Raw genomic sequence first — 26,070 nt, forward strand, 5'->3', positions numbered from 1 at the left:
CGCACGGGGAGTGCCAGTTGGTCTGCATACCTCGATGAACAAGCAGGAGCCCGACCCGAAACCCGGTGGCGGGTCGCCCGGAAACAGCGGCTAGCCTGCAGTGGTGAGTGACCAGCGTCGGGGCATGATCTTCGGCGTCGCGGCCTACGTCATGTGGGGCGCCTTCCCGCTCTACTTCCCGTTGCTGGAGCCGGCCGACCCGTTCGAGATCCTGGCCCACCGCATCGTCTGGTCGGCGCTGACGCTGTTGGTCGTCGTGGTCCTGCTGCGCCGCGTCGGCCGGGTCCGGGCGCTGGTCGCGGACCGCCGCAGGCTGGCGTTCCTCGCGATCGCGGGGGTGACGATCTGCTTCAACTGGGGCGGCTACATCTGGGGCGTCAACAACGGGTACGTCGTCGAGACCTCGCTGGGCTACTTCATCAACCCCCTGGTCACCGTGATGTTCGGGGTGCTGCTCCTCGGCGAGCGGCTCCGCGCCCTGCAGTGGGCCTCGCTGGCGCTCGCCGGGCTCGCCGTGGTCGTGCTGACCCTCGACTACGGCCGGCTGCCCTGGATCGCCCTGCTGCTGGCGTTCTCGTTCGGCACCTACGGGCTGCTGAAGAAGCAGGCCAACGCGGGGGCCATCGAGTCGCTGACGGTCGAGACGGGCGTCGTGGCACCCGTCGCGGCGGCGTACGCCGTCTGGCTGGCCGCCACCGGAGCGAGCCACTTCAGCACCGAGGGTCCCGGTCATACCGCGCTGATGCTGTCGGCGGGGCTGGTGACGGTGGTGCCGTTGGTGTGCTTCGGCGCGGCGGCGACCCGGGTGCCGCTGGTGACGATCGGGCTGCTGCAGTACCTCGCGCCCGTGCTGCAGTTCCTGCTCGGCGTGCTCTACTTCGACGAGGACATGCCGCCGGTGCGCTGGATCGGCTTCGGGCTGGTCTGGCTCGCGCTGGTGCTGCTCACCGTCGAGGCGCTGCGCCACCGGCGCCGGCAGCTGCGCGACGCGGCCGAGGCCGCCGCGCTCTGATGAGCCGAGCGCCGAGCGCCGAGCGCCGGGCGGCGGACCGGTCAGACCGTCCAGGTGTCGCCGGCGTTGAGCAGCGCGGTCAGCCGGTCGGACGGCGAGGCCGGCGCGGCGGCCGCAGCGGTGGCGACCTGCTCGCGCGCCTGGTCGTCGTACGTCGGCCGGGCGACCTGACGGAAGATGCCGATCGGCGCCTGGTGGAGGTAGTCGGCGGCCGTGAGGCGCGAGATCGCGAAGGCGGTCGAGGGGTCCTCGGCCTGTGCGTCGTGCGTCAGGATCGCGTCGAGGCCGACCTCCTCGACCAGCGCCACCTCGACGCCGCCGCTGGCGGAGCGGACGACGCCCTTGGTGCCGCCGGCGAAGAGGATCTTCTCGCCGTGCACCAGCGGGATGATCGCCTCCTCGCGGGTGTCGGGCGACTTGATGGCGTCGAACGCGCCGTCGTTGAAGATCGGGCAGTTCTGGTAGATCTCCACCAGCGACGTGCCGCGGTGGGCAGCGGCCGCCGAGAGCACCGAGGTGAGGTGCTTGCGATCGGAGTCGACCGTGCGCGCCACGAACGTCGCCTCCGCGCCCAGCGCCAGCGAGACCGGGTTGAACGGGTGGTCGATCGAGCCGGCGGGGGTCGACTTGGTGACCTTGCCGGCCTCGGAGGTGGGGGAGTACTGGCCCTTGGTGAGGCCGTAGATCCGGTTGTTGAACAGCAGGATCGTCATGTTGACGTTGCGGCGCAGCGCGTGGATCAGGTGGTTGCCGCCGATCGACAGCGCGTCGCCGTCACCGGTGACGACCCACACCGACAGGTCCTCGCGCGCTGTGGCGATGCCGGTCGCGATCGACGGCGCCCGGCCGTGGATCGAGTGCATGCCGAACGTGTCGAGGTAGTACGGGAACCGCGAGGAGCACCCGATGCCGGAGACGAACACGATGTTCTCGCGACGTAGGCCGAGGTCGGGCAGGAACGACTGCACGGCCTTGAGCACGGCGTAGTCGCCGCAGCCGGGGCACCAGCGGACCTCCTGGTCGGAGGTGAAGTCCTTGCCGTTCTGAGGCGCGTCGGTGGTCGGGACCAGGTCGGTGCCGGATCGGTGGATCGGGAGGCCGATGTGGGTGGGCTCGGCGGTCATCACAGCTCCTCGTCGGAGGTGCCCGAAAGCACGGAGAGATCCACGGTCACGCCCTCCGCCTCGGCCACCAGCGAGCCGATCGCGTCGGCCAGCTCGGCGGCCTTGAGCGGAAGTCCGCGGACGATGTTGAGGCCGACGGCGTCGACCAGGTACTTCGCGCGCAGCAGCATCGAGAGCTGGCCGAGGTTCATCTCGGGGACCAGCACCTTGTCGTAGCGCTTCAGCACCTCGCCCAGGTCCTTGGGGAACGGGTTGAGGTGGCGCAGGTGCACCTGCGCGACGTTGAAGCCGGCCTTGCGGACCCGGCGCACGCCCGCGCCGATGGGACCGTACGTCGATCCCCAGCCGATCACGAGGACCTTGGCCTCGCCCGACGGGTCGTCGACGACCAGCGGCGGGAGCGAGTCCGCGATCCGCTCCACCTTCGCGGCGCGGGTGCGGACCATCAGGTCGTGGTTGGCCGGGTCGTAGGAGATGTTGCCGTGGCCGTCGGCCTTCTCCAGGCCGCCGATGCGGTGCTCGAGACCGGCCGTGCCCGGGACCGCCCACGGGCGGGCCAGGGTCTCCTCGTCCCGGGTGTAGGGCCAGAAGACGTCCTTCTCGCCGACCGTGTGGTTCGGCTCGGTCGCGAACGCCGGGTCGATGGCGGGCAGCTCGTCGACGACGGGGATGCGCCACGGCTCCGAGCCGTTCGCGAGGTAGCCGTCGGAGAGCAGCATGACCGGCGTGCGGTAGGTGACCGCGATGCGCGCGGCCTCCAGGGCGGCGTCGAAGCAGTCCCCCGGCGAGGCCGGCGCGACGACGGGGACCGGCGCCTCGCCGTTGCGGCCGAACATCGCCTGCAGCAGGTCGGCCTGCTCGGTCTTGGTCGGCAGACCGGTCGACGGGCCGCCGCGCTGCACGTTGACGATGACGAGCGGCAGCTCGGTCATCACGGCCAGCCCGATCGCCTCGCTCTTGAGCGCGACGCCGGGGCCCGAGGTCGACGTGACACCCAGGCTGCCGGCGTACGACGCCCCGATGGCCGCGCCGATGCCCGCGATCTCGTCCTCCGCCTGGAAGGTGGTGACGCCGAACGCCTTGTGCTTCGAGAGCTCGTGGAGGATGTCGGACGCCGGGGTGATCGGGTAGGTGCCGAGGAAGACCGGCAGCCCGGAGCGCACCCCGGCGGCGACCAGGCCGTAGGCCAGCGCCAGGTTGCCGGTGATGTTGCGGTAGGTGCCGCTCGAGACCGGCGCCGGCTTGATCTCGTAGGAGACGGCGAAGGACTCGGTGGTCTCGCCGAAGTTCCAGCCGGTCTTGAAGGCCGTGATGTTCGCGTCGCGGATGTCGGGGACCTTGGCGAAGCGGCGCTCGAGGAAGGCGACCGTCGACTCGGTCGGGCGGCCGTACATCCACGACAGCAGGCCGAGGGCGAACATGTTCTTGGCCCGGGCGGCGTCCTTGCGCGAGAGGCCGAACTCCTTGACCGCCTCGACCGTCATGCCGGTCAGGTCGACGGCGTGCAGCTGGAAGTCGGCCAGCGGGCCGGCCGGGGAGTCGTCCTCGAGCGGGTTGGTCTCGTAGCCGGCCTTGGCCAGGTTGCGCGAGGTGAAGTCGTGGGTGTCGACGATGACGGTGGCGCCCTTGGGCAGGTCGCCCAGGTTGGCCCGCAGCGCGGCCGGGTTCATGGCCACCAGCACGTCGGGAGCGTCGCCCGCGGTGAGGATGTCGTGGTCGGCGAAGTGGACCTGGAACGACGAGACGCCGGGGATCGTGCCCTGGGGGGCGCGGATCTCGGCCGGGAAGTTCGGCAGCGTCATCAGGTCGTTGCCGAAGACGGCCGACTCCTGCGTGAACCGGTCTCCCGTCAGCTGCATGCCGTCGCCGGAGTCGCCGGCGAACCGGATGATGACGCGGTCGAGCTGCTTGACCTGCTTGGACACCCTGGGTCTCTTCCTGTGCGTGGCGCGTGCTTGCGCGACTTCCCAGCGTAGTCGGCGCTCGGACGCTGCCCCATGCGTCTCCGCCACCGGGACAGTGAAGAGCGTCACGCCTCTCTGTCGACACGCCCATATTCCGGACGGAGTAACCCAACTCGGTTAAGTCGCCTAAACTCCTCAACATTGAACGGCTCACCACGGGCCGTGCCGACCACCGAGGGGTGCACACTCATGAAGATCCGGAATGCCTGGGCCAGGACCGCCGTCCTCGCGCTGAGCGGCGCGCTCGCGCTGCCGGTGCTGGCGGCCTGCGGCGGCGGCAGCTCGGCCGACGATGGCGAGACGATCTCGATCGTCGGGTTCGCCGTCCCCGAGGCGGCCAACAAGGCCATCGCCGAGAAGTTCAACGAGACCGAGGCCGGCAAGGGGGTGCGGTTCAAGACGTCGTACGGCGCCTCCGGCGACCAGAGCCGTGCCGTCGAGGGCGGCCTCGAGGCCGACTACGTCCACCTGTCCGTCGGCTCCGACGTCGACCGGCTCGAGAAGGCCGGCCTGGTCGACCCGAGCTGGGACCAGGGCCCGAACAAGGGCATCGTCTCCACGTCCGTCGTGGTCCTGGGCGTCCGGGACGGCAACCCCAAGAACATCCAGGGGTGGGACGACCTGATCAAGCCGGGTGTCGGCATCGTGACCGCCAACCCCGCCTCGTCGGGCGCTGCCCGCTGGAACGCGCTCGCGGCCTGGGGCCACGTCACCCAGAACGGCGGCACCGAGGCGGAGGCGACCGACTTCGTGACGAAGCTATTCGGCAACGTCGTCTCGCTGACCAACTCCGGCCGCGACGCGACCACCGCGTTCCTCGGCGGCACCGGCGACGTGCTGCTCGCCTACGAGAACGAGGCTATCCTCGCGGCGCAGAACGGCCAGGGCTTCGAGTACGTCATCCCGGAGACCACCCTGCTCATCGAGAACCCGGGCGCGATCCTCAAGGACGCGACTCCGGCCGCGGAGCCGTGGCTGGACTTCGTGCTCGGTGAGGAGGGTCAGCGACAGTTCGCCCTCACCGGCTTCCGCCCGCTGAACCCGGCCGAGCCCGGCGTTGTCGACTTCGCCTCCCTGGGGCTTGAGCCGTCCGACATCGAGGGCGCACCGGACCCCGAGGACCCGTTCCCGGCGGTCAAGCATCTGCTGACGCTGGAGAAGGACTTCGGCGGCCCCGGCTGGGACGGCGTCAAGGACAAGCTCTTCGGCGACGGCCAGGACGGCAACCCGCTCGGCATCGTCACCGACGCCATCGCCAAGTCCGGCAAGGCGACCGAGTGACCGACCGCATCCTCCGGGGCCGACCATGACTGCCCTGACGCAGAGCCGGCCGGTGTCCATCCGGCCGGCTCTCCGGCACGACCTGACCCGGACCTCGGGCGTGGGCCTGGGGATCACGATGCTCTGGTTCAGCCTGCTCGTGCTGATCCCGCTCGCCGCGGTCGTGGTGACGGCGACGGCGGGCGGCTGGGCGGAGTTCTGGCGCACCATCACCAACGACCAGACCGCCTCGGCGATCCGGCTCACCGTCACCGCCGCGGCCGCGGTCACCGCGGTCAACGTGGTGATGGGTACGACGATCGCCTGGGTGCTCGTGCGGGACCGGTTCGTCGGCAAGCAGCTCCTCGAGCTCGTCATCGACATCCCGTTCGCGCTGCCCACGATCGTGGCGGGCTTGGTGCTGCTCTCCCTCTACGGGGCCGACAGTCCGCTCGGGCTGCACCTGGCGAACACGTCCTGGTCGGTCTACCTGGCCTTCCTCTTCGTGACGCTGCCGTTCGTGGTGCGGATGGTCCAGCCGGTGCTGGAGGAGCTCGACGCCGACGTCGAGGAGGCGGCGGCGTCCCTGGGCGCGAGCCGCGCCGTCATCTTCCGGCGGATCGTGCTGCCGAGCCTGGCGCCGGCCATCGCCGCCGGCGCGGCGCTCTCCTTCGCGCGAGCTGTGGGGGAGTACGGCTCGCTGGTCCTGCTCTCGGGCAACCTGCCGTTCGAGTCGGAGGTCACCTCGGTGCGCATCCTCGGCGCGATCGAGAACGACAACCGCGGCGGCGCGGCCGCGATCGCGACGCTGCTGCTGGTGATCTCACTGCTCGTGATCGTCGTCCTCGACGTCCTGCAGCGCAGGGTGGCGCGCCGTGGCTGAGACTCGTCGTCGCCCCGCGGGGCCGCTCGCCTACACGCTGCGCATCCTCGTGACGGCGTACCTGCTGCTGCTCGTCGCCTGGCCGGTCGCGCTCGTCGTGACGCACACCTTCGACAACGGCCTGGAGGCGCTGCGCGCCGTCTTCGGGGATCCGGACCTCGTGCTGGCGCTCCGGCTGTCGGCGTACGCCGCCGTGGTGGCCACGGCGCTCAACACGGTGTTCGGCGTCGCGGTCTCGCTGCTGCTGGTGCGCAACGAGTTCCCGGGCAAGCGGGTGCTCTCGGCGCTGCTGGACCTGCCGCTCTCGGTCTCGCCCATCGTGGTCGGGCTGGCGCTGATGCTCGTGTACGGCGGCCGCAACGGCTGGTTCGGGCCGACCCTGGAGGGCTGGGGCTTCCGCGTCATCTTCTCGACGCCGGGGATCGTGATGGCCACCGCCTTCGTGTCGCTGCCGCTGGTGATCCGCGAGGTGGTGCCCGTTCTCAAGGAGATCGGCACCGACCAGGAGCAGGCCGCCCGGAGCCTCGGGGCCAGCGGCTGGCAGACGTTCTGGCGGATCACCCTGCCGAGCATCAAGTGGGCCGTCGTGTACGGCGTCGTGCTGACCCTCGCCCGCTCGTTGGGCGAGTTCGGGGCGGTCAAGGTCGTGTCGGGCAACGTGCTCGGCGAGACCCGCACCGCCACGCTCGCGGTCGAGGAGAAGTACCTCAACTTCGACCAGCAGGGCGCCTACGCGATCGCGTTCCTGCTCGCCAGCGTCTCCGTCCTCTCCATCCTCATCGTCTTCGTGCTGCGCGCACGGAGCGGTCGTCACCACAGGGAAGTGTCATGAGTATCGAAGTGACCGGCGTCAACAAGCGCTACGGCGACTTCGTCGCGCTGGACGACGTCACCCTCAAGATCCCGACCGGCCAGCTCACCGCCCTGCTGGGGCCGAGCGGCGGCGGCAAGACCACGCTGCTGCGGATCATCGCCGGGCTGGAGGAGGCCGACTCCGGGACCGTCGTCATCGAGGGCACCGACGCCACCCGGTTGCCGGTGCAGAAGCGGAACGTCGGCTTCGTGTTCCAGCACTACGCGGCCTTCAAGCACCTCTCGGTGGCCAGGAACGTCGCGTTCGGACTGGAGATCCGCAAGCGGCCCAAGCCGGAGATCAAGGCGAAGGTCGACGAGCTGCTGGAGCTGGTCCACCTCGGCCAGTTCGCCGACCGGCTGCCCTCGCAGCTCTCCGGCGGCCAGCGGCAGCGGATGGCGCTGGCCCGGGCGCTCGCCATCGAGCCCAGCGTGCTGCTCCTCGACGAGCCGTTCGGCGCCCTCGACGCCAAGGTCCGCAAGGAGCTGCGCGACTGGCTGCGCCGGCTGCACGACGAGGTGCACGTGACGACGGTGTTCGTCACCCACGACCAGGAGGAGGCCCTCGAGGTCGCCGACGAGATCGTCGTGATCAACGGCGGCCGCGTCGAGCAGGTCGGCGCGCCCGACGACCTCTACGACACCCCCGCCAACGACTTCGTCATGAGCTTCCTCGGCGAGGTCACCCGGCTCGACGGGGTCCTCGTACGGCCCCACGACGTCGACGCGTCTCCCACGCCGGTCTCCGGCGGCATCGAAGGCACGGTGTCGCGCTCCCTGCGGATCGGCTTCGAGGTGCGGCTCACCGTCCTCACCGTCGCCGGCGAGGACGTCACCGTCGAGCTGACCCGGACCCACGCCCGCGCGCTCGGCCTCGACGTCGGCAGCACCGTGTGGCTCACCGCCGTCCCCGGAGCGACGACCGTCTGAATCCTCGGGCTCGCCTGTCTCCTCGCAAACTGTCACGGTGACACTTCAAACTGTCACCGTGACAGTTGGCGTCAGGGGTGACGCTTTGAAGTGTCACTCTCAGCGCGAACTGTCACGGTGACACTTTGCGGCGGCGGCGCCATCGGCTGGGTCGCCCGCCGGCCATCGATCAGTGCGGCTGCCAGGCGTCGTCGCGCGCCGTACGGGTGGTGACGTTGTCGGGGAGCTCGCGGCTGGCGAGCTGCTCGATCGAGACGAACTCGAAGACCTCGCGCAGCGAGTCGCGCGCCGCGATCCAGACGTGCTGGAGTACGTCGGCGCGCTCGTTGTAGCTCACCGACTCCGGGCGCAGCCCGTAGACCGACACCAGCGGACCGTCCACCGCGCGGATGACGTCGGCGACGGACACCCCGGACGCCGGCCGGGCCAGTTTCCAGCCACCGGACTGACCGCGCTGGGAGATCACGATGCCGGCCTTGCGCAGGTCGGCCAGGATCGCCTGCAGGAAGCCGTGCGGGATGTCCTGCAGCCGCCCCAGCTCCTCGGCGCTGACCGCCCGGTCCTCGACGCGGACGGCCATCTCGATGAGGGCGCGCAGGGCGTAGTCGGACTTCGCGGAGACTCGCACGAGACCAGTCTGTCAGACGACTCGACCAGAAATGTCGACGTACGCGACTACGGCCCGTGGCTTCCCGAACCGGGCACCTGACGTCCTCAACGCGACACGCCGCAGGGCGGTTGGCAGCGTCAGGTGCCCGGGGATGCCGGGGGTCAGCGGTAGTTGGTGAACTGCACCGCGAACTCGAAGTCCTGCTCCTTGACCAGGCGCTGCACGGCCTGCAGGTCGTCGCGGCTCTTGGAGGAGACCCGCAGCTCGTCGCCCTGGATCTGTGCCTTGACGCCCTTGGGGCCCTCGTCGCGGATCAGCTTCGCGACCTTCTTGGCGTCCTCCGAGGAGATGCCCTCCTTGAGCGCGATCGTGATCTTGCTCTGCTGGCCGGACTGGCGCGGCTCGGAGGCGTCCAGGATCTTCAGGCTCTGGTCACGCTTGATCAGTTTGCCCTTGAAGACGTCGAGCACCGCGTTGGCACGGTCGTCGGCGGAGGCCGTGATCTCGATGGCGTTCTCGCCCTGCCACTCGATGGTCGCGCCGGTGCCCTTGAAGTCGAAGCGCGTCGCGATCTCGCGCGCGGTCTGCCCCAGGGCGTTGTCGACCTCCTGCCGGTCGAACTTGCTGACGATGTCGAACGAGCTGTCGGCCATGTGCTTCTCCTCAACGCCTGGGTCCGTCGGCGGCGCCGGCGGTTTTCGTGACGACTGGTGCCTGCGCTATTCTTCCGTTCCGTTGCGCCTCCCTCCAAGCGGGGGTGCGGCACTCCAGGCAGGTTGCCCGAGCGGCCAATGGGAGCGGACTGTAAATCCGTCGCGAAAGCTTCGAAGGTTCGAATCCTTCACCTGCCACCGGAGTAACAAGAGGGGCCCTGACCAGCGGAAACGCCGGTCAGGGCCTCTTCTCGTCTGTGCGGCCGCGTCCAGGCCGTAGGAGCAAGCCCGCCCCTGCGTCTGCCAGGGCCGTCGTCAGGACCCCCAGGCACACGAGCTCGCGTCCCCAACCTTGTGCATTGACGCCTCCCCTCGACGGGCGGAACGTGATTCGAGGGGCAGCGCCGCCGGGACGCTGCCGCGAGCTGAGAGGTGACGGGTCATGTTCGTGCGCACTACCGAAGTCCAGGCAGATCCAGCCCGGGTCGACGACGGCATCGCCGTCGTCAGCAATGAGATCTTCCCTGCCGTGTCCGAGATGGACGGCTGCGTCGGGATGTCGTTGCTCGTGAACCGCGAGTCCGGTCGTGCCATCGCGACCACTGCGTGGCAGTCCGAGGAGGCCATGATGGCCACCGCCGACAAGGTCATGCCGCTCCGCAGTCGTGCGGAGGAGAGCCTGGACAGCAGCGGCAGCGAGGTGCACCAGTGGGAGGTCGCCGTCGTACACCGCGACCATGCCACGCCCCAGGGCGCCTGCGCGCGTCTGACCTGGCTCAGCGGCGACCCGACGACGGCGGATCAGGCGATCGACACCTACCGGATGGCTGTTCTCCCACGGCTGCGGGAGATGGACGGGTTCTGCAGCGCCAGCCTGATGATCGACCGTGACGCCGGTCGGGTCGTCGGCACCGTGGTGTTCGACAGCCGGGAGGCCATGGATGCCACCAGGGGCGACGCCCGGACCATCCGCGAGCGCGTCGCCACCGAGCTCGGCGCCACGGTCGACCGCGTCGACGAGATGGAGATGGCCTTCGCGCACCTGCACGTTCCCGAGATGGCCTGAGGGCCGCCCGCTGTCCCGCCCTACGTCCGCGTTGCCCCAGCCAGGAGCTGCGCCAGATGGACCGACGGGCGCTCCCGGAGGTCGGCGACCTGCGTACGGCAGGAGAAGCCGTCGGCCAGCACCAGTGCGTCCGGGGCGGCGTCCAGGGCGGGCAGCAGGTTCTGCTCGGCGACCTTGACCGAGACGTCGTAGTGGCCGATCTCGACGCCGAAGTTGCCGGCCAGTCCGCAGCAGCCGGCCAGCGTGGTCACCGTGGCGCCGGTGCGCTCGAGCAGGGCCTTGTCGGCGTGCCACCCCAGGACGGCGTGGTGGTGGCAATGCGGCTGGGCGATCACGGTCTGCCCGGCGAGGTCGGGCGGGGTCCACCCGTCGGTCTCGGCGAGCAGCTCCGCCAGCGTGCGTGTGCTCGCGGCGACCAGGTGGGCGTCGGTCGCATGCTCGGTGCCGCCGAACAGCTCGATCGCATCGGAGCGCAGTACGGCGGTGCAGGAGGGCTCGATCCCGACGATCGGCACCCCGTCGCGCGCGGCCGCGGCGAGCTGGGTGACGGTCCGGCCGAGGATCCGCTTCGCGGCGTCGAGCTGGCCGGTGGTGATCCATGTCAGCCCACAGCAGGTGCCGGCCTCGGGCAGCGTGGGCTCGTAACCGGCGCTGCGCAGCACCTGCACGGTGGCCTCCGCGACCGCGGGGGAGAAGGCGTCGGAGAAGGAGTCGACGAAGAGGATGACCGGCTTCCTGGCCGGGTCGACGGCACCCTGGGACGCATCCTGGGACCGGTCGAACCAGCGCCGGAACGACGTACGCGCGAAGGCGGGCACGGACCGGCGGTGGTCGACGCCGGCGAGCAGCAGCGCGATCCGGCGCAGGCCGGGCACGCGCGTCATGAGGTTCGCGAGGCGCGGCGTGCGACCCGCGAGACGGGCCCACCGCGGCAGCCAGCCGAGCGTGTAGTGCGAGCGCGGGCGCAGGCGGCGTCGGTAGGTCTGGTGCAGCGCCTCGGACTTGTAGGTCGCCATGTCGATGCCGGTGGGGCAGTCCGACGCGCATCCCTTGCACGACAGGCACAGGTCGAGCGCGTCGTGGACCGCCGGGTCCTTCCAGTCCAGCGCACCTCGTACGACGTCCTGCAGCACGCGGGCACGGCCCCGGGTGGAGTCCTTCTCCTCCCGGGTGGCGAGGTACGACGGGCACATCACGCCGCCGGACGCGCTGTTGTCGGCCCGGCACTTCCCGACGCCGGTGCAGCGGTGGACCGCCTCGGCGATGTCGCCGCGGTCGTGCTCGTAGGCGAACGCGAGGTTCTTGCGGTAGCTCACGCCGGCGGCGCGCACGTCGGCGTCGAACGAGTCGGGGTCGACCAGGACGCCGGGGTTGAGCAGGTTGGTGGGGTCGAAGGCGTGCTTGATCTCGCCGAACAGGGCGATCGCGTCCGGGCTGTACATCAGTGGCAGCAGCTCACCGCGCGCCCGGCCGTCCCCGTGCTCGCCCGAGATCGACCCGCCGAACTCGCCCACCAGCGCCGCCGCGTCGGTGAGGAAGCGGCGCAGCACGGTCAGCCCGTCGGGACGGTCGAGCGGGTAGTCGAGCCGGACGTGCATGCAGCCGTCACCGAAGTGGCCGTAGGGCGCGCTCGTCATGCCGTGGTGGGAGACCAGCTCGTCGAACCGGGCCAGGTAGGCGCCGAGCCGCTCGGGGGGTACGGCGGCGTCCTCGAGTCCGGGCCAGGCCGGCCGGCCGCTCGGGGCACGGCCGGCGAGCCCGGCGCCGTCCTCACGGATCCGCCACAGCCGGGCCTGGGTGGCCGGGTCCTCGATCACCTGCGCCTCGAGCCCGAGGCCCGCGCGGCTCAGCGCCGTCGCGCGGTCGAGGACCTCGGTGCGGTCGTCGCCGGCGATCTCCACGAACAGCCACGCCCCGCCCCGGGGCATCGGTGGGATGGCGGAGTCGCCGCGACGGCTCCGCAGCACCTGGACCAGGCGGTCGTCCATGCCCTCGCAGGCGGTGGGCCGGTAGGTGACCACGGTGGGGGCGGCGTCGCCGGCCGCCACGATGTCCTCGAACCCGATCGCGACCACGACGCGGTGGTCGGGGTCCTTGACCAGCCGGACGGTCGCCTCGGTCAGCACGCCGAGGGTGCCCTCGGAGCCGACGAGGAGCTGGCCGAGGTCGAAGCGCTCGGGCAGCACGTGCTGCACGGAGTAGCCGCTGAGCTGGCGCCCGAACAGGTCGAACTCGGTGCGGGCGGTCTGCAGGTGACGCCCGGCCGTCTGCTGGAGCGCGGCGACGACGCCATCGGCGCCGTGGGCGAACGGCCGGCCGTCGTCGTAGCCCGTCGTGAGGGTCTCGCCGGAGGCGAGCAGGTGCGTCATGGCCAGCACGTTGTCGGAGGTGCGGCCGTAGCCGAGCGCCCGGTTGCCGCACGCGTTGTTGCCGATCATGCCGCCGATCGTGCAGCGGGGGTGGCTCGAGGGATCGGGGCCGAACCGGACACCGTGGGGCAGGGCGGCCTTCTGCAGCACGGCGTGGACGGTGCCGGGCTCGACGACCGCCGTGCGGGCCTCCGGGTCCACGTGCAGCACCCGGTTGAGGTGGCGGCTGAAGTCCAGCACGATGCCGCGCCCGATGGCGTTCCCGGCGATGGAGGTGCCACCGCCGCGGGAGGTGAGGGGTACGCCGTGCTCGCGGGCGATCTCGAGCGTTCGGGCGACCTCATCGACGTGCCGGGGTCGCACGACCGCCACCGGCGGGATCCGGTAGAGCGAGGCGTCGGAGGCGTACATCGCCTTCGTGCCCGCGTCATCGCGGACCTCGAGGCCGGCTCTTCTGAGTGCGTCGGTCACCTGCATGAGTAACATGTTACTCATGACGATGGCCGACGACGTAGCCGCCGAGGTGAGAGCCGGGATCCGCGAGCGCCGGTACGTCCCGGGGACGATCTACTCCGTCTACCAGCTCTCCGACCTGCTCGGCGTCTCGCGCAGCCCCGTGCGCGAGGCGATGCTGCGACTGGCCGAGGCCGGGCTGGTCGAGATCGTCCGCAACCGCGGGTTCCGCGTGCTGCTCCCGGCCGCGCGCGACCTGGCCGAGATCTTCGCGGTGCGCCTGGCGCTGGAGGTGCCGGCGGCCGGGCGCGTCCCGGCCGCGTCCCTGCCGGACCTGCGGGCAGCGATGGCGGCGATGTCCTCCGCATCCTCGCCCGCGGACTTCTGGGCCGCGGACCGGCTGCTGCACCACACGATCCTCGTCGACGCCGGCAACGCTCGTGCCGCCCGGATCGTGGCGGGCCTGCGCGAGACCACGGCGCTGCTCGGCGACCCCACCGGCCGTACGCCGGAGGCGATCTGCGCCGAGCACGCCGCTGTCGTCGACGCCGTCGCGGAGGGGTCGCGCGAGGCGGCGGAGGACGCGATGCGCCGCCATCTCACCTCCACGGGGCTGCTGCTGATGGCGCGCGCAGCATCCCTCCCGGTGGGTGACCCGGAGCTCGTGGCACTGTGGGACGAGGTCGTCGAGGGCCGCGAAAACTAGTCGTGCATTCTGTGCACATCGGTTTTGCAGAGAACGAAGGTGACCTGCATCATCTTCGTCATGTCTGAGGCGCAGGTCACATCCGCAGGACGGCTCATCGCCGTCCTGGATGCGCTGTCCGCCCACGCCAGCGGGTCCTCCGCCGGCATGACGGTCGGCGAGCTGGCCAGGGCCGTCGACCGGGATCACTCGGTGATCTCCCGGCAGCTCAAGTCGCTGGTCGAGCTGGGGCTGGTGGACAAGGACGAGCAGAACCTCCACCGGCTCGGGTGGCGGCTGTACGCCCTCGCCGCACGCGCCGGCGACCAGCGGCTGCTCCAGGTCGCGCCACGCGTGATGCGCACCCTGGCGACGCGGCTCAACGAGCGGGTCCACCTCTCGTTGCGACGCAACGGCTCGGTGCTCACGATCATGACCGAGGGGTCCGAGCACACCCTGCAGGCCGCCAGCTGGGTCGGGCGTCTGGCGCCCATCGTCACCTCGTCTTCGGGCCGGGCGCTGCTGTTCGACCACAGCCCCGAGGAGCTCGCGGACCTGTTCGACTCCACGCCCGCCGTCGCCGGCGGCCCCAACGCGTCGAGGACGGCGGAGGAGTTCGTCCGCAGGGTCCTGGCCGCTCGCGACGCCGGGTACGCTCAAGTGGTCGACGAGTTCGAGCACGGACTCTCCGCCGTCGCCGCACCCATCCGCGACGGAGCCGGACGCATCGTCGCAGCGATCAACGTCTCCGCACCGAGCTTCCGGCTCGAGGGCCGCATGGACGAAGCCGTCCAACAGATCCTCGCGGCGACCAAGTACCTCGGGAAGGCACTCGAGGCGCCCCCGTCCTGACACCGCCCTCACCGATACCCCCCACCACCCACGCTCCCCGCCCGAGCGACGCCGTGCACGAGCAGCGAACAGCGTCCGCTCGTCTCAGCCTGCCCGGAGGAAGGCCCCATGGAGTTCTTCACCTACGTCTCGGAGAACTGGTCACGGATCTCGTTCCTGGCCATGCAGCACGTGCAGCTCGTGCTCATCTCCGTCCTGCTGGCCGGCGCCGTGAGCCTCGGTCTCGTCGCGGCCACCGAGCGGCTGCCGCGCGCCCGCTCGGCCATGCTCTCGATCAGCGGCACCCTGCTGACCATCCCGTCGTTCGCGCTGTTCGCGCTCCTCATCCCGATCCTCGGGCTGGGCGTGGCACCCACGATCCTGGCGCTCACGACGTACGCCGTCTTCCCCATCGCCCGTAACGCCGTCACGGGCCTCGAGGGCGTCGACCCCAGCGTGGTCGACGCCGCCCGGGGGATGGGGATGAGCTCGGCTCGCCGGCTGTTCCTCGTGCGCCTGCCGCTGGCGTGGCCGGTGATCCTCAACGGCTTCCGGGTGGCCACGATCATGGTCGTGGCCACGGCCGCCATCGGCGCCGCGGTCAACGGCCCGGGCCTGGGCGAGCTGATCTTCCGCGGGCTCTCCCGCATCGGCGGCGCGAACGCGATGAACGAGGCCCTGAGCGGAGTCATCGCCATCGCCGCGGTCGCCGCCGTCCTCGATCTGCTCTTCGTCGTCATCGGCAAGCTCACCACCTCGAGAGGTCTTCATGTCTGACCACGCAACGCCAGAGACCATGATCCGTCTGGTCGACGTCGCCAAGCGCTACCCGAACACCGAACAGGACGCCGTCCGGCCGCTGTCGATGGACATCAAGCGCGGTGAGTTCGTCGTCTTCGTCGGCCCCTCGGGCTGCGGCAAGACCACCACCCTGCGGATGATCAACCGCCTCATCGAGCCCACCGCCGGCGAGATCTGGATCGACGGCAAGAACGTCACCCACGTCGACCCCGACGAGCTGCGCCGCCACATCGGCTACGTCATCCAGCAGGTCGGCCTGCTGCCGCACATGACCATCGCGCAGAACATCTCGCTCGTCCCCTCCATGCTGGGCTGGGACAAGCGCAAGACCGCAGCGCGGGTCGACGAGCTGCTCGAGCTGGTCGGCCTGGCGCCCACCACCTTCCGCTCGCGCTACCCCAAGCAGCTCTCCGGTGGACAGCAGCAGCGGGTCGGCGTGGCTCGGGCCCTCGCCGCCGACCCGCCGCTGATGCTGATGGACGAGCCGTTCGGCGCCATCGACCCCATCGCCCGTGATCGCCTCCAGGACGAGTTCCTCGACCTCCAGGAGCGGATCCGCAAGACGATCGTGTTCGTCACCCACGACATCGACGAGGCGCTCAAGCTCGGAGACCGCATCGCAATCTTCGCCGAGGGGTCCCGGCTGGCGCAGTTCGACACCCCGCGCGAGATCCTGAGCCGCCCCGCGGACGACTTCGTGCGCTCCTTCATCGGCGAGCGCGCGGCGATCCGGCGGCTGTCGCTGATCACGATCGGCGAGGTGGTGGAGCGCGCCAAGCCGACCGAGGACACCGGTCCCGCGCTGACCGCCGACGCGGGGGAGACCCTCTCCGCGGTGATCGACCGGATGCTCACCCACGACCTCCCCATCGTCGAGGTCGGCTCCAAGCGGGTGCTCGCCCAGGACATCCTGTTCGCGAGCTCGCCCCGGCAGGACCCAGGAGCGTCCGCGTGAGCACCGTCGCGGTCACGCAGGTCCCCGTCGACGACGGGCGCTCGGCCAGCCGCTGGGTGCTCCCCGCCATCGTCGTGCTGCTGGTGGCCGGGACCGCGGCGTACGTGTCGGTCGCCGACCTCGACTCGATCGAGGCGCGGGCGCTGGAGCCGTCGAACCTGCTCGAGAAGCTCTGGGAGCACGTCCGGCTGGTCCTCGTCTCGACCGTCGCCGTCATCGCGATCGGAGCGCCGCTCGGCATCGCGCTGAGCCGACGCTGGGCCCGGTTCGTCCGGCCGCCCATCCTCCTCGTCGCGAACGCCGGCCAGGCCATCCCTTCGGTCGGGATCCTCGTCCTGCTGGCCATCGCCGTGGGCGTGGGCTTCAAGATGGCCGTCGTCGCGCTCGTGCTGTACGCGCTGCTTCCCATCCTGCGGAACACACTCGTCGGGCTCCAGCAGGTCGACCCGTTCGTGGTCGACGCCGCACGCGGCATGGGCATGGGGCCCCTGCGCGTGCTGTGGACCGTCGAGCTTCCGCTCGCAGTGCCGGTGATGCTCGCGGGCATCCGGGTGGCACTCATCTTGAACGTCGGTGTAGCGACCCTCGCGACCTACACCAACGCAGGAGGCCTAGGAGATCTGATCGAGGGAGGCATCGCGACGTACCGCATGCCCATCCTCTCGGTCGGCTGCGTCCTGACCATCGCTCTCGCCCTGCTCGTCGACTGGCTGGCGGGAATCGCGGAGCGCACGTTGAGTCCGAAGGGAATCTGAAGAATGACGAAGAACCAACGCCTGCGACGGGTCTCCGGGGTCGTCGCACTCGGGGCCGCACTGGCGACACTCAGCGCGTGTTCGCTGGGCGAGGAACAGTCCAGCGGGGTCAGCTCCGGATCGCTCGGCGCCGCCGACGAGCTGGACGGCGTGTCGGTGACCGTCGCCGGCAAGGAGTTCACCGAGCAGCTCATCCTGTGTGAGCTCACCGCCCAGGCGCTGGAGTCCACGGGCGCCGAGGTGAAGCGCCAGTGCGGGATGTCGGGCTCCAACACCGTCCGCTCCGCGCTCGTCAGCGGCAAGGTCGACGTGTACTGGGAGTACACCGGCACCGGCTGGATCACCCACCTCGGTGAGACCGAGCCGCTGTCGGACCCGGCCGAGCTGTACGCCGCGGTCGCCGAGCGCGACAAGGCCGAGAACGGCATCACCTGGCTGGAGCCGGCGCCCGCCAACAACACCTACGCGGTCGCCACGTCGAACGAGAACGCCGAGAAGCTCGGTGTGACGACGCTGTCCGACTACGCCGAGCTGGTCAGGAAGGACCCGTCCCAGGCGACGTTCTGCGCCGCGGCCGAGTTCCTCGCCCGTGACGACGGCTGGCCGGGCCTGCAGGAGGCCTACGGCTTCAGCCTGCCCTCGAAGAGCACCTCCGAGGTCGCGGCCGGTGTCGTGTACAACTCCGTCGACAAGGGCGCGCCCTGCGTCTTCGGCGAGGTGTTCGCCACCGACGGCCGGATCGCCGCGCTGGGGCTGACGCAGCTGGAGGACGACCAGCAGTTCTTCACGCCGTACAACCCGTCGGCGAACGTTCGCGACGCCGTCCTGGAGGAGAACCCGAAGGTCGCCGATGTGCTCGCCCCGATCTCCGAGGCGCTCACCGACGAGACGCTGCAGTCGCTCAACGCCAAGGTCGACGCCGACGGCGAGACCCCGGAGCAGGTCGCGACCGACTGGCTGGTCGAGAAGGGCTTCGTCGGTGACTGAGTCGGTCCCCTCCGACCGCCTGCTCGTCCGGCTGCTGCAGACCGACCCCGTCCTCGGTGACGTCGACGGGAACCTGCAGCGGCTGGGCGAGCAGGTCGCCCAGGCGTCGTCGTGCGACCTGGTGGTCACACCGGAGCTCGCGACGCACGGGTACCACCTCGGCCACCTCGACGAGGTGCCTGACGACCTCGCCGCCGACGACGCCCGGCTCGCTGCGCTGGGCGGTCACGGCCCCGCCGTGGTCGTCGGGTTCGCGGAGAGGTCCTCCCACCACCGGTACAACAGCGCCGCGCTGGTGACCGCCGACGGCGTACGGGTCCAGCGCAAGCTGTTCCTCCCGAACTACCGGGCCTGGGAGGAGCGCAAGCACTTCCGGCCGGGAGGTCGCCTGGACGTCGAGGACGTCGCCGGCACCCGCACCGCGACCCTGATCTGCAACGACGCCTGGCAGCCCCCGCTGCCCTGGGCGGCGGCACACGACGGGGCGGAGGTGCTCGTCGTCCCCGCCAACAGCGTGGTCAGCGACATCGGCACCCCCACCTCGACCGCCTGGGACGTGATCCTGCGGCACGCCGCCGTGGCACTGCAGTCCTTCGTCGTGTTCGTGAACCGCGCGGGCGACGAGAGCGGCCAGCACTTCTGGGGTGGGTCCAAGGTGTTCGGTCCCACCGGTGACGTCCTGGGCGAGCTCGGCGAGGAGGCCGGCGCCCTCGACGTCGAGCTCGACCTCGCCGAGCTGCGACGCGTACGCCGTCAGTGGCCGCTGCTGCAGGAGACCCGCGAGGGCCTCATCGCCCGGACCGTGGCGCGTCTGGGGGAGGACGAACGCTGACATGTTCGACTCCCACGTCCACGCCGGGCCGGACATCGTCGACCGCTTCGGCGACGACGTCGTCGTGGTCGACGCCTACGGGGCGGCCGACTTCGACGGCTTCGTCCTCAAGGCCCACTACGAGTCGACCGTCGCCCGGGCGCATCTGGCCAGCAAGCGCCTGGGCAAGCCGGTGCTCGGTGGCATCGCGCTGAACCAGCACTGCGGTGGGGTGAACCCCGGCGCCGTGGCGGCCGCGCTCTCCGCGGGAGGTCGGGTCGTGTGGCTGCCGACCGCGGACTCGCACACGCAGCACGCCGCGGGCCTGCCGAGGCTGTGTCACGTGGAGCCGCGGGTGGGCGAGCACACCTACGCCGTCCCTCCCGTGGACCCCTCCGCAGCGGAGGCCACCGACCTCGTCCTGGCGCTGGTCGCCGACCACGACGCCGTCCTGGCCACCGGTCACATCGGCCCTGAGGAGTGCCGCTGGATCCGGGACCGTGCGGCCCACCACGGGATCCGGCGGCTGCTCTTCACGCACCCGTCGTACACCGTGCCCGGCATGGACCCCGCGCTCGTCGCCGAGCTCGCGGCCGGCGGCGGGTACATCGAGATCACCGCCTTCCAGCTCCTCCACCAGCCGGGGTGCACGCCCGCGTTCCTCGCCAAGGTCGCGGAGGCCGCCGGCGATCGGCTCATCCTGTCCTCCGACGCCGGCCAGCCGGACTCGCCCGCGCCGCCCGAGGCCCTCGGCCAGCTCATCGACGCGTTGGCGGGCGAGGGGCTGGACCGCGGCTGGCTCGAGGCGGCGGCCCAGGACGCCCCCACCGACCTGTTCCTCGCGAGGTGACGCGAACCTCGACGACCGACGCCCCGCCTTCAGCACTCGAAGCCCGACAGACCCAAGGAAACGCACCATGAACGAGACCAAGACCCACTTCTACAGCGACGGCCTGCGCCTCGAGGCGAGCATCTACCGCCCCGACGACCTGCAGGGCGACGGCCCCCACCCCACCGTCATCGTCAACTCCGGCTACCAGGGGTTCAACGAGTTCTACCCGAAGATGTTCGCCGCCTCGCTCACCGAGCTCGGCTACATCTGCATCGGCTTCGACTACCGCGGCATGGCCGACAGCGAGGGTGAGAAGGGCCGGGTCCTCATCGAGGAGCAGGTCTCCGACATCCGCCACGCGATCTCGTTCGCGCGCGCCCAGGACGACGTCGACAACGACCGTCTGGCCCTCATCGGCTGGGGCATGGGCGCCGCGAACGTCGTCCTCGCCGCCGAGCGGTCCAAGCAGGTCGCCGCCACGGTCGCGCTCAACGGCTTCTACGACGGCGTCCGCTGGCTCCAGTCCATCCACACCTACGACGAGTGGACGCGCATCGTCGACGAGATCGAGGTCGACCGCCTGCAGCGCGCCACCAAGGGCGAGTCCAAGCTGGCCGACACCTTCGAGCACTACCCCCTCGACCCGGCCACCAAGGACTACGTCGGCGCCGAGCTGGAGAGCGTCTACGGCTTCGGCCACCCGACCCGCCTGCAGTTCACCGAGTCGATCATGGACCTCAAGGTGGAGCGCGTCGTGCCGCACCTGGACGGCATCCCGCTGTTCATCGGCCACGGCGTGAACAACACCCTGCACCCGATCGCCGAGGCCGACGCGCTCTACGCCGCGGCCAAGTCCCCGAAGACGTACTACAAGATCGCCGGCCGCCACAACGACTTCATGTACGGCGACCACCCCGTCTTCGTCGAGCTCATCACGCAGGTCGACGCGTTCCTCACCGACGCGTTCGAGAAGAGCGCCCACCCCAGTCCGCTGCGCTCGGAGTGACGTCGAGGCCGGGCCCTGGTCCCCACGGCCAGGGCCCGGCCCCGTCCGGCGCAGCCCCTAGGGCTGTTCAGAGCTGGCTCGTCACGAGCAGCGACGAGTACAGCATCGCGGGATAGGTACTGAGGAAGGCGGGCAGGAAGTTGTTCAGGCCCATCACCAACGCGATGGACGCATGGAACGTCGCGCCCACGGCCAGCGGCACCATCACCCAGGGCCAGGGGAGGAACACCATCGCCACGAACGACACCTCGAACACGATCACCGCCCACGTCAGCAGGTAGCCGAGCCCCGGCCATCGCCGGAGGACCGCGCCTGCCTGTCGGCTCCCGTAGGTCGCGGTATCCACGACGAGGCCGACGGCGCGCCCGCTGCGCCAGACGGGGGAGACCACCTTGGCGATCCCTGCGCTCGCATACGACAGCACCAGCTGAGCTGCGATGAACGCGAGGCCGATCCGCAGCGCGGTGTCGGACTGGAACGGGCCGACCGTCAACACGAGCGCCACCGACACGATGAGGTTCATCTGGTCGGCTCCGTCCTCCCCGTAGCGCTGCCGGAAGGCGAGCAGGCCCAGGCACGTGCTCGAGACGAGCAGTGCCAGCCACTGTCCCATCGTCCGCATGGGAAGAAGCGCGGCGGCGAGGACGGCGGCGACCTGGACCGCCAGCAGGACCACCGAGCCCGTACGGCGGAACAGCGCCGCCTGGATGCGACGCAGTGCCGGCGGGAGCCGCGACCCGCCACGTGCCGTGCGGAAGACGCTCCATGCGAAAGCGCCGCGCTCACCGAAGTCGGCGCTCACCCTCAGATACTCGAGCGTGGCGACGACCACGGACACGACATGTATCCAGATGACGACCCGGGTGACCTCGACGAGGTCGAGTGCCGGCGGCTCCATCACGGACCGAGCCGATGGAACGGCGACAGCAGGAGAACGGTCGGGTTCGCCGCCTGGCCGAAGCTGCTGCGCTCGACGAGCGCGAACTGGGACGTGGCGGCGCCCGGTGCGTGCTCGACGCAATGGACCACCATGTTGAGCACGACGAGATACGGGCTGGTGATGAGCAGGACCCGGCCCCTTCTCTCAGGCGGAATGCCTCGCTGGCTGCTGGGTGCGCACAGCTCCGCCAGCGAGGACACCGCATCGACGAGGACCTTCTGCTGGCGCTTCTTGGGATTCCAGAGCCAGCTGGTGACCGTTTGGGCTGGTATCGGCATGGCGTCCCGCCACTCGGTCAGCGTCCCGTCGCCACATCGATCGCGCACGATCACGTGGTAGTCGCTGCTGCCGGGGTTCGGAGCGAAGAAGGTCCAGATGGGCAGCAGCTGCAGCACGTCGTACCGGCGGAGCGCGTCCGTCTTCGGCGCTTGGAACTGTCCGATCACCGACAGTGCGAGCCAAGCGCCGAAGATGCAGGCCAAGGCGACGTCCACGGTCCGCTCGGTCGCTGCCGGCTAGTCGGCGGACCCTTGCGCCTCTTGTGCCCTCGTCACCGCCTCGCGGAGCGCGAGCAGCTCCTCCAGCGTCGTCTCGCCGTCTCCTCCGGCCTCGCCCGAGGCGTCCAGCTCATCGGCCATGACGCGCTCCGCCATGGCCCGTGACTTGGCGTCGAGTCCGACGAGGTCGGTCGCCGCCGTGACCAGCGCGACCAGCTTCTTGCGGTGCTTCCAGGCCCACTTCCCGATGCCGACCCAGATCCCCAACGGCTCCGTCGGCTCGAACACCACGACCTCCTCACGCCGGCCGGAGCGGGCTTCCTCCTCCAGCGCGATCAGAGCATCCAGGTACTGCAACTCAGCCCTGGAGAGCGACACCGACGTGCGTGATTCATCCTCCATGATCCGAACTCCTCCCGAGTGGTGCTCGGCCGCAATCACGGTCGATAGGGACAAGTTACGAACGCCTCAGGTGACTGGCATCCCCTGAATGGAGCATCTGCCGGCGAACGGCGCGCCGGGCGGCAACCGGGTGGTCCGGCCGCCGTCCGCCTTCGTGAGGGGCACCTGCCGACGGCCTACCTGACCTGCGACGACCCGCTGAGGGTGGCGTCGATCGCGTCTGCGGTCGTCGGGTTGCCCAGCAGGAATCCCTGCGCCATCGGCACTCCGACCTCGCGGAGGAGCGCGAGCTGGTCCTCGAACTCGACCCCCTCGGCGACGACCGCGAGGCTGAGCAGGTCGCACAGCTGGAGGACGCCCCTGAGCAGGCATCGGCTGCGGTCGTCGAGCGTCGCGGCCGTCACGATGCTGCGATCGAGCTTGACCACGTCGACGGGGAAGTGCTGGAGGTAGTTGAGCGAGGCCTGACCGGATCCGAAGTCGTCGATCGCCACGCGGATCCCCAGCGCGCGCAGCGCCTCGACCTGCTGGATGGCGGCCGGCACGTCGTGGATGAGCGCCGACTCCGTGAGCTCCAGCTGCAGCCGCTCCGGCGGGAAGCCCTCGTCCTGTAGGACACGGGTGATCGTCGCGACGATGCCTGTCTGCATCAGCGTCGTGGCCGAGAGGTTGACGGAGACCGCGAGCGACGGTGCCACCGCCGTCCACCCCCGCGCGGTCGCGACCGCCCGACCCAGCACGTACTCGTCCAGCCGGGTGATCGCTCCCGTCCTCTCGGCCATCGGGATGAAGCTGGCGGCGCTGGCGTACCGGTCGGGTGAGCGCCGCCAGCGCGCCAGCGCCTCGACCGCCACGAGCTCGTCGCCATGGTGATCGGTGTCGCCATGGCGATCGGAGTCGCCGGACAGCCGGTAGATCGGCTGGTAGAAGACGTCGATGTCACCGTTGTTGATGGCACGCAACAGTCGCGCGGAGGCGACCGCGTCGCCGAGTCGACTCCGAAGCGTGATCTCGGGGGTTCTCACGAGGAGCGCGATGAACACCCCGATGGCGGTGAAGATCGCCATGCGCAGCAGCCAGGAGCTGGGCTGTTGCGCCAGCTGTGCCGAGACGTCGGCGGGCAGCAAGGGTCCCGCCAACAGGCCCGCGGCGCACGCCGTCACGACCGCGGCCGGCCAGGTGAAACGTACGGCGGCCAGCGCGATGGCGACGTAGAACAGGTGCGGTCCCGGGGTGCGCGACCCGCCCATCAGGAGGCACGCCGCCCACGCGCCGCCGAGCGCGAGCGCGATCGCCCCCAGGGCCAAGAAGGGGTCGGCCTGCGAGTAGGCCAGGTACCAGCGCATGCTGCCCTTGCCGGGTCGCCCGGCTGACGTCGACCTCGAGTCCCTGAGCGCGATGAGCGGCATACCAGGACCGTACGGCGACCGACCGCCCGAGCTGAGGGAGCCGGCGCGTAAAGGATTCCGTCAGACCACCCGGACGGGTGCGCTCAGGCTGCGACCGGCTGGCCCGTCAGCTTCTTGTAGGTGTAGGCGGTGCCGAGCACTACGACCGGCACGGAGACCAGTGCACCGACGCCGCACAGGCAGAAGCCGACCATCGCCACGATGCCGCCGACGATGTACCAGACGATGGTCTCGCCGAGGTGCTCCTTGGTGAAGGTGAACGATGCCTTGATGGCGTCGACCGCCGAGAGGTCCTGGTCGATCAGGAAGTAGAGCGTGTACGAAGCCAGGAATCCGACGATGATGCCGGGGATGTAGCAGAGCGCCGTCCCGACGGCGACCAGCACGGCGACGAGCACGGACGCGACGACGACGTTGCCCAGGTTCAGACGGGAGAAGAGGCTGCCGAACTCGAGCGGCCGACCGTCCGCGACGTCCAGGGCGCCGCGCACGATCACGGCTCCCAGGATCCAGACGACGCAGGACACCACGAAGCCTGCCAGCGTCTGGGCGAGCGTGCGGGTGAGGAAGTTGCTGCCGCCCTCGATCTCGCCGGTCTCCAGGTTGAGCGTGCTGCTCGTCGTGAGCGCGCTCACGAGGGCGACCGCGATGCCCAGGGCGATCGCCACGCCGAGCAGGAACACGATGGCGGCGACGAGGATCTGGCCGAGGTTGGCCGTGAACTTCGTCCAGCCGTAGCTCAGCGCATCACCCAGGCTCCACGGCTGGCTCTGCGGACCGCCGAAACCGGCCGGCGGCGGGGGCGGCGGAGGCGTGCCGTAGCCGCCGTAGGGGGTGCCGTAGCCCGGCGGAGTCGGGGGCGAGCTCGGGGTCTCCGGGGTCTCGGGCGAGTCGGGCCCGTCCGGCGGTGTCGTCGACATGGCGGCAACGTAGCGCCTGCGACAGCGCCCTGACAGCGGGACACGGGGGACAATGGTCCTGTGAGCAACACCGAGACCCGTCCCGCCGAGGTGACCTGCGCCGACCGCGACGGCGGCGTCGCGCAGGTGATCGACCCGCGCGACGTCCCGTTGGGCGGGCCGCGGGCGATGACCGTACGCCGTACCCTCCCCTCGCGCGGGCGCTCCCTGATCGGCGCCTGGTGCTTCGTCGACCACTACGGCCCCGACGACGTCGCCGAGACGGGTGGCATGAAGGTCGCGCCGCACCCCCATACCGGGCTGCAGACGGTGTCGTGGCTGTTCACCGGCCAGATCGAGCACCGCGACAGCGCCGGCAACCACGCCATGGTCCGCCCGGGCGAGGTCAACCTGATGACGGGCGGGCACGGCATCAGCCACTCCGAGATCTCCTGCGACGACCACCCGGTGCTGCACGGTGCCCAGCTGTGGGTCGCGCTGCCCGCGGCCCATCGCGACACCGCACCGGGCTTCGCGCACCACGCGCCGACGGCGGTCACCGGACCGGGCTGGGAGGCGCGGGTCTTCCTCGGCTCGCTGCTGGGCGACACCTCGCCGGTGGCGACCTTCACGCCCCTGCTCGGTGTCGAGATCCTGCTCGAGGCCGGCGCGACGATGACCTTCGACGTGGATGCGTCCTTCGAGCACGGCGTCCTGGTCGACGCCGGCTCCGTGACCGCCGACGGCGTCACGGTCCCGCGGGACCGGCTCGGGTACCTGCCGCCCGGCGCCACGTCGCTCACGCTGACGGCCGGCCCGGAGTGGACGCGGCTGCTGCTGCTCGGCGGGCCGCCGTTCGGGGAGTCGATCGTGATGTGGTGGAACTTCATCGGCCGCGACCACGACGAGATCGTCGGCTACCGCGACGCGTGGCAGGCGCAGATCACCGGCGCCGACGGCGGGCTCGTGCCCGACTCCCAGCAGGTGGCCGCCGGCCGGTTCGGGGTCGTCGTCGGCGACCACCTGCCGCCGATCCCGGCACCGCCCCTGCCCAACGCCCGGCTGAGGCCACGTCAGTGACCCC

General features: G+C 70.6%; 26 protein-coding genes and 1 tRNA gene. 17 read left to right on the forward strand and 10 right to left on the reverse strand.

Annotated elements, in window-relative coordinates; all coding sequences use genetic code 11:
- Window positions 1-103: 103 nt before the first annotated feature.
- Complete coding sequence (gene rarD / locus VGE38_RS06360) at window positions 104-1,012, forward strand: EamA family transporter RarD (protein WP_331141695.1); 909 nt, start codon at window positions 104-106, stop codon at window positions 1,010-1,012.
- Window positions 1,013-1,053: 41 nt separating this feature from the next.
- On the opposite strand, the gene VGE38_RS06365 is transcribed toward rarD, so the two are convergent.
- Together VGE38_RS06365 and VGE38_RS06370 are read right to left on the reverse strand one after the other, a co-directional pair.
- On the reverse strand, window positions 1,054-2,136 hold the full coding sequence (locus VGE38_RS06365; RefSeq protein WP_331141696.1) for a 2-oxoacid:ferredoxin oxidoreductase subunit beta: 1,083 nt from the start codon (window positions 2,134-2,136) through the stop codon (window positions 1,054-1,056).
- Window positions 2,136-4,061, reverse strand: coding sequence for a 2-oxoacid:acceptor oxidoreductase subunit alpha (locus VGE38_RS06370; protein WP_331141697.1), 1,926 nt, complete (start codon window positions 4,059-4,061; stop codon window positions 2,136-2,138). The genes VGE38_RS06365 and VGE38_RS06370 overlap by 1 nt, the downstream gene beginning before the upstream one ends.
- Before the next feature lie 228 nt (window positions 4,062-4,289).
- Between VGE38_RS06370 and VGE38_RS06375 the strand changes: the two genes are divergently transcribed.
- From VGE38_RS06375 to VGE38_RS06390, 4 genes are read left to right on the forward strand one after another with little or no spacing between them, the layout of a single operon-like run.
- Window positions 4,290-5,381: a sulfate ABC transporter substrate-binding protein gene (locus VGE38_RS06375; protein WP_331141698.1), complete on the forward strand. Its 1,092-nt coding sequence runs from the start codon at window positions 4,290-4,292 to the stop codon at window positions 5,379-5,381.
- 25 nt (window positions 5,382-5,406) lie between these two features.
- Complete coding sequence (gene cysT, locus VGE38_RS06380; protein ID WP_331141699.1) at window positions 5,407-6,243, forward strand: sulfate ABC transporter permease subunit CysT; 837 nt, start codon at window positions 5,407-5,409, stop codon at window positions 6,241-6,243.
- A complete protein-coding gene (locus VGE38_RS06385; protein WP_331141700.1) occupies window positions 6,236-7,075 on the forward strand; it encodes a sulfate ABC transporter permease in 840 nt (279 codons plus the stop codon). Before cysT ends, VGE38_RS06385 begins: the two co-directional genes overlap by 8 nt.
- Window positions 7,072-8,025, forward strand: a complete 954-nt coding sequence (locus VGE38_RS06390) for a sulfate/molybdate ABC transporter ATP-binding protein (protein WP_331141701.1) — start codon at window positions 7,072-7,074, stop codon at window positions 8,023-8,025. Before VGE38_RS06385 ends, VGE38_RS06390 begins: the two co-directional genes overlap by 4 nt.
- 169 nt (window positions 8,026-8,194) lie before the next feature.
- On the opposite strand, the gene VGE38_RS06395 is transcribed toward VGE38_RS06390, so the two are convergent.
- Together VGE38_RS06395 and VGE38_RS06400 are read right to left on the reverse strand one after the other, a co-directional pair.
- The gene (locus VGE38_RS06395; protein ID WP_331141702.1) at window positions 8,195-8,653 is read right to left on the reverse strand and encodes an RrF2 family transcriptional regulator; all 459 of its coding nucleotides are present in this window, start codon (window positions 8,651-8,653) and stop codon (window positions 8,195-8,197) included.
- A gap of 143 nt (window positions 8,654-8,796) precedes the next feature.
- Entirely contained in the window at window positions 8,797-9,288 is a 492-nt protein-coding gene (locus VGE38_RS06400) for a YajQ family cyclic di-GMP-binding protein (protein ID WP_331141703.1), read from the reverse strand.
- Between the two features lie 117 nt (window positions 9,289-9,405).
- On the opposite strand from VGE38_RS06400, the gene VGE38_RS06405 reads away from it, so the two are divergent.
- Window positions 9,406-9,486 (forward strand) — tRNA-Tyr (locus tag VGE38_RS06405).
- 244 nt (window positions 9,487-9,730) lie between these two features.
- On the forward strand, window positions 9,731-10,354 hold the full coding sequence (locus VGE38_RS06410) for an antibiotic biosynthesis monooxygenase (protein WP_331141704.1): 624 nt from the start codon (window positions 9,731-9,733) through the stop codon (window positions 10,352-10,354).
- 20 nt (window positions 10,355-10,374) lie between these two features.
- Here the strand turns inward: VGE38_RS06410 and VGE38_RS06415 are convergent, their stop codons facing one another.
- Window positions 10,375-13,200 (reverse strand): FAD-binding and (Fe-S)-binding domain-containing protein, encoded by a 2,826-nt coding sequence (locus tag VGE38_RS06415; RefSeq protein ID WP_331141705.1) that lies wholly within the window; start codon window positions 13,198-13,200, stop codon window positions 10,375-10,377.
- Between the two features lie 16 nt (window positions 13,201-13,216).
- Between VGE38_RS06415 and VGE38_RS06420 the strand changes: the two genes are divergently transcribed.
- The 9 genes from VGE38_RS06420 (at window position 13,217) to VGE38_RS06460 (ending at window position 20,839) form a co-directional block, all read left to right on the forward strand.
- Window positions 13,217-13,882 (forward strand): GntR family transcriptional regulator, encoded by a 666-nt coding sequence (locus VGE38_RS06420; RefSeq protein ID WP_331141706.1) that lies wholly within the window; start codon window positions 13,217-13,219, stop codon window positions 13,880-13,882.
- A gap of 60 nt (window positions 13,883-13,942) precedes the next feature.
- Window positions 13,943-14,713 carry an IclR family transcriptional regulator gene (locus VGE38_RS06425; protein ID WP_331141707.1) on the forward strand — a complete coding sequence of 257 codons (771 nt, stop codon included), beginning with the start codon at window positions 13,943-13,945 and terminating at the stop codon, window positions 14,711-14,713.
- 108 nt (window positions 14,714-14,821) lie between these two features.
- A complete protein-coding gene (locus VGE38_RS06430) occupies window positions 14,822-15,469 on the forward strand; it encodes an ABC transporter permease (RefSeq protein WP_331141708.1) in 648 nt (215 codons plus the stop codon).
- The gene (locus tag VGE38_RS06435) at window positions 15,462-16,448 is read left to right on the forward strand and encodes an ABC transporter ATP-binding protein (protein ID WP_331141709.1); all 987 of its coding nucleotides are present in this window, start codon (window positions 15,462-15,464) and stop codon (window positions 16,446-16,448) included. The genes VGE38_RS06430 and VGE38_RS06435 overlap by 8 nt, the downstream gene beginning before the upstream one ends.
- On the forward strand, window positions 16,445-17,203 hold the full coding sequence (locus tag VGE38_RS06440) for an ABC transporter permease (RefSeq protein ID WP_331141710.1): 759 nt from the start codon (window positions 16,445-16,447) through the stop codon (window positions 17,201-17,203). Before VGE38_RS06435 ends, VGE38_RS06440 begins: the two co-directional genes overlap by 4 nt.
- 3 nt (window positions 17,204-17,206) lie before the next feature.
- Entirely contained in the window at window positions 17,207-18,190 is a 984-nt protein-coding gene (locus VGE38_RS06445; protein ID WP_331141711.1) for a glycine betaine ABC transporter substrate-binding protein, read from the forward strand.
- Window positions 18,183-19,022 carry a carbon-nitrogen hydrolase family protein gene (locus tag VGE38_RS06450; protein ID WP_331141712.1) on the forward strand — a complete coding sequence of 280 codons (840 nt, stop codon included), beginning with the start codon at window positions 18,183-18,185 and terminating at the stop codon, window positions 19,020-19,022. Before VGE38_RS06445 ends, VGE38_RS06450 begins: the two co-directional genes overlap by 8 nt.
- Window position 19,023: 1 nt before the next feature.
- Entirely contained in the window at window positions 19,024-19,851 is an 828-nt protein-coding gene (locus VGE38_RS06455; protein ID WP_331141713.1) for a DUF6282 family protein, read from the forward strand.
- A gap of 67 nt (window positions 19,852-19,918) precedes the next feature.
- On the forward strand, window positions 19,919-20,839 hold the full coding sequence (locus VGE38_RS06460) for an alpha/beta hydrolase family protein (protein WP_331141714.1): 921 nt from the start codon (window positions 19,919-19,921) through the stop codon (window positions 20,837-20,839).
- Window positions 20,840-20,906: 67 nt separating this feature from the next.
- Here VGE38_RS06460 and VGE38_RS06465 read toward each other — a convergent pair whose 3' ends face one another.
- The 5 genes from VGE38_RS06465 to VGE38_RS06485 all read right to left on the reverse strand — a co-directional run bounded on the left by VGE38_RS06465 (window position 20,907) and on the right by VGE38_RS06485 (window position 25,007).
- Window positions 20,907-21,740, reverse strand: a complete 834-nt coding sequence (locus VGE38_RS06465; RefSeq protein WP_331141715.1) for an HTTM domain-containing protein — start codon at window positions 21,738-21,740, stop codon at window positions 20,907-20,909.
- A complete protein-coding gene (locus VGE38_RS06470; protein WP_331141716.1) occupies window positions 21,737-22,273 on the reverse strand; it encodes a hypothetical protein in 537 nt (178 codons plus the stop codon). The genes VGE38_RS06465 and VGE38_RS06470 overlap by 4 nt, the downstream gene beginning before the upstream one ends.
- Before the next feature lie 21 nt (window positions 22,274-22,294).
- Complete coding sequence (locus tag VGE38_RS06475) at window positions 22,295-22,678, reverse strand: hypothetical protein (protein WP_331141717.1); 384 nt, start codon at window positions 22,676-22,678, stop codon at window positions 22,295-22,297.
- A gap of 176 nt (window positions 22,679-22,854) precedes the next feature.
- On the reverse strand, window positions 22,855-24,087 hold the full coding sequence (locus tag VGE38_RS06480) for an EAL domain-containing protein (protein WP_331141718.1): 1,233 nt from the start codon (window positions 24,085-24,087) through the stop codon (window positions 22,855-22,857).
- Between the two features lie 83 nt (window positions 24,088-24,170).
- A complete protein-coding gene (locus VGE38_RS06485; RefSeq protein ID WP_331141719.1) occupies window positions 24,171-25,007 on the reverse strand; it encodes a hypothetical protein in 837 nt (278 codons plus the stop codon).
- A 60-nt stretch (window positions 25,008-25,067) separates the two neighbouring features.
- On the opposite strand from VGE38_RS06485, the gene VGE38_RS06490 reads away from it, so the two are divergent.
- Window positions 25,068-26,066 (forward strand): pirin family protein, encoded by a 999-nt coding sequence (locus tag VGE38_RS06490; protein WP_331141720.1) that lies wholly within the window; start codon window positions 25,068-25,070, stop codon window positions 26,064-26,066.
- Window positions 26,067-26,070: the final 4 nt, after the last annotated feature.

This window comes from Nocardioides sp. (genome assembly GCF_036405735.1).
Classification (GTDB): domain Bacteria; phylum Actinomycetota; class Actinomycetes; order Propionibacteriales; family Nocardioidaceae; genus Nocardioides.